The organism is Aquimarina sp. Aq78 (genome assembly GCF_900299525.1).
In the GTDB taxonomy this organism is placed as follows: Bacteria; Bacteroidota; Bacteroidia; order Flavobacteriales; family Flavobacteriaceae; genus Aquimarina.
Genome location: NZ_OMKA01000026.1, coordinates 718,769 through 725,336, shown reverse-complemented (window position 1 = coordinate 725,336; position 6,568 = coordinate 718,769). Strand labels below are relative to the sequence as shown.

General features: G+C 34.1%; 4 protein-coding genes. 1 reads left to right on the top strand and 3 read right to left on the bottom strand.

Annotation, left to right across the window (positions count from 1 at the left end):
• The 3 genes from DG435_RS19495 to DG435_RS19485 all read right to left on the bottom strand — a co-directional run.
• A partial coding sequence (locus DG435_RS19495) for a M43 family zinc metalloprotease (protein WP_255412115.1) occupies positions 1-2,043 on the bottom strand: 2,043 nt, incomplete at its 3' end.
• Positions 2,044-2,306: 263 nt separating this feature from the next.
• Positions 2,307-3,953 carry a hypothetical protein gene (locus DG435_RS19490; RefSeq protein ID WP_159025743.1) on the bottom strand — a complete coding sequence of 549 codons (1,647 nt, stop codon included), beginning with the start codon at positions 3,951-3,953 and terminating at the stop codon, positions 2,307-2,309.
• Positions 3,954-4,371: 418 nt separating this feature from the next.
• On the bottom strand, positions 4,372-5,760 hold the full coding sequence (locus DG435_RS19485) for a dipeptidase (RefSeq protein WP_106794457.1): 1,389 nt from the start codon (positions 5,758-5,760) through the stop codon (positions 4,372-4,374).
• A gap of 45 nt (positions 5,761-5,805) precedes the next feature.
• Here DG435_RS19485 and DG435_RS19480 point away from each other — a divergent pair, with 45 nt between their 5' ends.
• Positions 5,806-6,528, top strand: coding sequence for an aspartyl/asparaginyl beta-hydroxylase domain-containing protein (locus DG435_RS19480; RefSeq protein ID WP_234387166.1), 723 nt, complete (start codon positions 5,806-5,808; stop codon positions 6,526-6,528).
• Positions 6,529-6,568: the final 40 nt, after the last annotated feature.

Genomic DNA, 6,568 nt, shown 5'->3' with positions numbered 1-6,568 from the left:
AGTGTAATCTCCATAGCCTCCAGTAGAACCAGTAGATGTATTATCAATTGTTCCTAATTGCACTCTACTGATATATTCGTCTGATACGCTTTTTCCATTAGAATCGCAGTATGTTATCGGTGTACTACATGGTGTACACGATCCCCCGCAGTCTACTCCTGTTTCATCCCCATTCTGGATTCCATCGTTACAAGTCGGAGTTGCCCCTAACTCTTTACTTCCTGCTTTAATAGTACCAAAAGGTTCTGTACTATATGCATAATCTAATAATGTATATGAATTTCCACTAGCATTTACCTGAAATCGAAGCCAACCGTGATATTCTTTTGCATTTTTAATAAATCTAAATCCTGCATACCCAGTTTGTCCATCCCAATTGGTATATGAATTTGTTCTAATCTCATGTAAATCAGGATATGCTCCTCCATCTACCCAATTACTAGTAGCACTAATTGGTGTATCTACTGGTAGATTTGCAACCCTTTTTGTACTTCCTACAGTAATCATTGCAGCTTTATAAGTTTCGAATTGTAATGCAGGCTGACTACTTGGATGCCCAGAAGCATTGTAAAATAATCCTCCGTAATTTGTTCCTCCTCCTAAAGATGGAATATTTGCATCGGTAAATGGTTTCCATACTGTAGTAGCATCAACTGTAAGATCACTATTATCTACATAAACCACTTTAAAAGGATCATAAAATGAGAAATTAAACAGTACTTTATCAGAATTTAATGTACTTGTCCCTCCTGAAATAATAGCATTTTTAAGAGTGATTGTACCTGAAGCATTATCAGCAGCACCATGGTTATTAGTGCTTCCACTGAATTTTACTCTTATTTTTGTATTACTAATTACGGTAATTGTAGGAGAAAATCCTTGAGGAAGGCTTGAAGTGAAATGTGTTCCTTGTGTTAATGTTCCAGAACTTAATGAATAAGTACCTCCTTGTATATCTATATCATAAGAATCATCTACCAGGGTTCCATTATTAGATAAAGATTCTTCAACCGTATTATTGTTTGCTACTAGTGAGGCTCCTGTAAGATTTACTCCTGTAGCTGTCAGGTTAGCTGGTTGCCATAATGGCTTTCTTGTTGGGTGTTGTAATGCTGCAAGCATTCTATTTACCTGCCCCTGAGTATACATTTTTGCACAACCTGCAGCAGAATCATATCCCATATAATTTTCATAGTTAATCAAATTCCCACACTCACTAGCTCCTACTGTACATCCTTTATCTCCCGAGTTAGAATCTTCTTTTGGAGTATCTGCAACTTCATCTCCGTTAGGATCATCACACCCACCTTCAAAAGTGTGTATTAAATTAAGCCAATGCCCAAACTCATGTGTAAATACAGATGCAAATTCTTTATTGGTATTACCGTGTAAATATTGTCCGTTATATACTACTCTTGCAATATTTGCATCCGACATTGTTGTGTTTGGATACCATGCTACTCCAGAATTGTTCGAAACTCCATCACCATACAAATCACCCGTGATATACACATTCATATATTTATAATTGTCCCATCCGTCTGAAGCAACAACAGGGCTACTATAATTACCCATTCCAGAAGCTACTGGATGGATAATTACTCCATTAGTACTACCCCCATTAGGGTCAATCTTAGCTAATGCGAATCGTATACTTAATGTTGATTTACGACCATCAAAAACGGGATCAATTGAATTAAAATCATCGTTAAGTCCGTTAAAATCTTTATTTAACGCATCAAGAGCTCCTTTTATCTTATCATAATCAACGGTTTTCCCGTGTTGTGTAGTACCATATACATGAACCACTACAGGTATAGTATACGTTTCTGCTGCTTTTTGAGAAAAAGCTTTACTCTGAACATAATTTTTGGTAAACTTATTAAAGTTTTCATATTCGGCTTTTGCTTTGGGATTTGCCGAAAAAATATACGCATTGGCATTACTTGCCTCACATCTTTTTGCATCTACTTGTTGTTGCCCCAGAAGAGACGAAACATAAGTAAATAGCATAGCTGCTAAAATAATAGTTTTAGTTTTCATAACTGTATTGATTTTGTGTTATAGTTAATTATGAAAATTAAAAATATTGAAGCATTTAGGGTTATACTATTATAACCAAACACCATACTATGTTATCTGTTTCACACTGTTTTAACATTTATACTGCTAAAAGATTAAGGTTAAAGCATAATCGCTGTTAATTTTTAACAAAAAAGAATGCAAATAAGCACCCTTAATATAAGGTGCTTATTTATATTTTTAACCTGTTAACTATTGATAAACTGAATCTAATATTTACTAAATTATTGAGAAATAACCGAACTATTACCATTTCCCTCTTGAATTATCGTTACCGATAACGAAGTCCCTTCTTGAGAAACAGCTAAACTATTTGCATCGCCAATTTGTTTTGTATTAAGAGTATTAGAATCTCCTATCTGATTGACATCAGTACTATTAAATGATCCATCCTGAGCAGAAATCATCATATTCATATTTCCGTGTTGTAACTGAGATAAAAGGTTCTCTTCTCCACTAAGGCTTATATTGTTTTGTGCAGCTTCCATAGTATTGGTCCCTCCTTCCATTTGAACTTGTTCAATGGTATTAGATAATCCTTTTTGTATACTCATTATTTGATTTCCGTCTCCATTACTTTGAGCTACTACTGTATTTCTTTCTCCTTCCTGGGTTTGTGTAATCCTACTATCAATTCCCCCTTGTAGAATGGCCGTGGCTTCGTTATAACTCCCTACTTGATTTTGCTCTATCATTACTTCTGAGCCTTGAGAAGAAGAACTAAATGAACTACTTATAACAGCTTTATTATCCTCACCTACCTGTTTTTGAGATGTCCCAATGTTAAAAGCATAAACATGTGTTGAAGAAGCACTGTTTCTTGTTCCTTCTTGCTTCTGAGTCACAAAACCTCTACCTCCCAGATTAACAGAAACTTGATTATCTTCTCCTACCTGGTTTTGAGAAATATAAGAAGGTCGTGTACCAAACTGGTCTATTTTATCTTTAGAAGCATATGCTATATTTCTTATTCCTTCCTGGTATTGTTCAATTACAGAAAATTCTCTTGGTTCCTGTTGAGCATAGGCTTGATTAAAATCTCCAATTTGATTTTGTGTAATAGAATGTCCATTATTCTGGATTGCAGTAGCCGTATTGTAATTTCCGGTTTGTGATTGAGTAATGAAATTATCTCCAAAACCATGTGGTTGAGATAGCTGACTAGCAGCCATAGTATTTCCAGATCCTTTTTGATCCTGAACAATACTACTTAGACTAAAGCTTCCTCCATATTGGGTTGCTACGGCATTATTGTATTCTCCAGATTGCTGTTGCTCAATATTAAAACTATATCCCGAAATCGAACTCTGATCTGCAATAGCTTGATTAAATTCTCCTTCTTGATTTTGTGTAATGATTCTAAGATTAGAATCATTGTTAGATTGACTTGCCTTTGCTGTATTAAAATTTCCTCTTTGTGTTTGATCAATATTATTTTTAACATTTACCGCAAATATTGAACCTTCACCCTGTATTGCCGCTGCTTTGTTATTATTTCCTATTTGAGTTTGTTTGATTTTACTTTCTAAAACATCTGAATACTGAGTAGCTTCTGCACTATTTGATACTCCTAGCTGATTTTGATATACTGCATTGAAATCTCCCTGCTGCATAACATATACATCATTTTGATCTCCAGTCTGGATTTGGCTAATTATACCATTTCCTTTTGCAGATCCTTCTATTCCCTGCTCTACTTTTGCTTTGTTAACATTACCTTCCTGAACAATCGTTAACGTGTTGTTTACTCCTTTCTGAGAAATTTCTGTCTCATTTCCTTTTCCGGTTTGATTGATATCTATAACATTAGTCTGAGCAAAAGTAAATGCCACACTTAATAAAGCCGAAAACCCTAATACTGTTTTTTTCATCGGAATATTTATTACTATTAAAATTGATTTTTTTAATGCACATTGATCCAAATAATGTTTACTATAGAGTTTTGAAGAAATAGAAGTTAGGGGGAATTTTACTCTTATAAAAATACGATTAAAAAAAGGCAAAAAAGCAATATATTTTGCATTTTCGACAAAAAGTATCGGCTACAATTTTCATGTAGGTTGTTTCACTCATTATGCAGAACTAATAGATGAAAAAAAAATCATCTCATCTATAATTCAAATTTAATGAGGTTTCTTATGCGTTAGAGATAGTAGTGGCATCCTTTTTTGTCATCCTTAAATCTCTGAAAGAAATGTTTGACTGGTGACAAAAAAGATATAACGAATAGCTCGACCCTGATTAAAAATCAGGGTAACGCCATCATTATTTTTAGTTTATGTAAGAATCTTACTTACTCAATTCTGTAAAATATTTATAAAAGAAAGGAATCGTTTCTATTCCTTTTAAGTAGTTCCAAACTCCAAAATGTTCATTAGGAGAGTGTATTGCATCACTATCTAAGCCAAATCCCATTAAGATTGTTTTACTTTTTAATTCTTTTTCGAACAAAGAAACAATAGGAATACTACCTCCACTACGTTGCGGGATTGGTGTTTTACCAAAGGTATCTTGATATGCTTTACTAGCTGCTTTATATCCAATATTATCTATTGGGGTTACATAGCCTTGCCCACCATGATGCGGAGTTACTTTTACCGTTACTGCGTCTGGTGCTATGTTTTCAAAATGATTCTTAAATAATTCTGTAATATCTTCCCAATCTTGATTAGGAACCAAACGCATAGAAATTTTGGCATAAGCCTTACTGGCAATAACTGTTTTGGCCCCTTCTCCTGTATAGCCTCCCCAGATTCCGTTTACATCTAATGTAGGTCGAATAGAATTGCGTTCATTGGTTGTATATCCTTCTTCTCCATACACTGCATTGATATCCAGTGATTTTTTATAATCGTCAAGAGAAAAAGGTGCTTTTGCCATTTCTGCTCTTTCTTCTGTAGAAAGATTTTCGACTTTATCATAAAAACCCGGAATAGTAATATGATTATTCTCATCGTGCAAAGAAGCAATCATTTTGGTTAATATATTGATTGGATTTGCTACTGCACCGCCATATAACCCACTATGTAAATCTCTATTAGGCCCTGTTACTTCGACTTCAACATAACTTAATCCTCTTAATCCGGTAGTAATAGAAGGAACATCCTGAGCGATCATACCTGTATCACTAATTAAAATCACATCATTTGCCAGCTTATCTTGATTACGCTCTACGAACCAGCTTAAACTTTTACTTCCTACTTCTTCTTCTCCTTCGATCATAAATTTTACATTACACGGCAATTGGTTAGTCTTGGTCATAATTTCTAACGCCTTTACGTGCATATACATCTGTCCTTTATCATCACATGATCCTCTGGCAAAAATAGCTCCTTCGGGATGGATCTCTGTCTTTTTAATTACGGGTTCAAAAGGAGGGCTATCCCATAACTCTATTGGGTCTGCTGGTTGCACATCATAATGTCCATAAACCAACACTGTTGGAAGATTTTTATCAATAATTTTTTCTCCATATACAATTGGATATCCGGGAGTTTCACATATTTCTACAGCATCACATCCAGCATCTTTAAGGCTTTTGCTAATTTCTGATGCTGTTTTTATTACATCATCTTTATATGCTGTATCTGCACTAACAGATGGAATTTTAAGTAGCTCGAAAAGCTCATTTATAAATCGACCTTTATGTTCTTGAACGTAAGATTGTATGTTTTGCATGAATCTGAGTTTATTTTCGCCTAAAAGTAGTAAAAATGAAGTAATTTGGCTGTTATCTATTCAAGTTATCCATCGATGAAGAATGCATTTTTAAAACTTCCTTTTTCATTTTCTGAAAATCGGCTATTACAAGACTTAAAATATTGCAAATCTCACCCATTTATTTCTCATTTTAATACAAGTGATTATTCTGGAGATTGGAAATCTATTGCACTTAGGTCTCTTAATGGAGCTATCGATCAAATCTATGCGCACTCATCTGGTGCTCATAATTACAAGAATACTTCTCTACTGGAACATTGCCCTTATTTTAAGGAAATAATCGCGCTTTTTGAGTGTAAAAAAGAATCTATTCGTTTACTCAATCTTTCTCCTAATAGTAGCATAAAAGAACATACAGATCATAATCTGGGATATGAGGATAGAAGTTTTAGAATTCATATTCCGATCACAACAAATAAGGATGTTCATTTTTACATAAATAACAAAGAAGTGAGTATGGGTGTTGGAGAATGTTGGTACGGAAACTTTAATTTACTTCATCGTGTAGAAAACAATGGGACAACCGATCGTATTCATTTAATTATAGATTGTATCCGTAATGAATGGTCGGATCACCTTTTTGCAAAAATTGGTTATGATTTTACAATTGAAAACAAGCCATTTCAATATACCAGGGAAACCAAATTGAAAATGATAGAAGAACTAAAAACAATGAATACCGAAGCATCAAAAGCATTGATTAATCAACTAAAATCAGAATTGTAGCTACCAAAAAAACGAAGGAGTCCTAAAGAAAATATCTTCG

What these genes read in the sequence shown, in the direction of transcription:
- DG435_RS19490 (WP_159025743.1), bottom strand. Translation starts at nt 3,953, where the DNA reads ATGAAAAAAACAGTATTAGGGTTTTCGGCTTTATTAAGTGTGGCATTT.
- DG435_RS19485 (WP_106794457.1), bottom strand. Translation starts at nt 5,760, where the DNA reads ATGCAAAACATACAATCTTACGTTCAAGAACATAAAGGTCGATTTATA.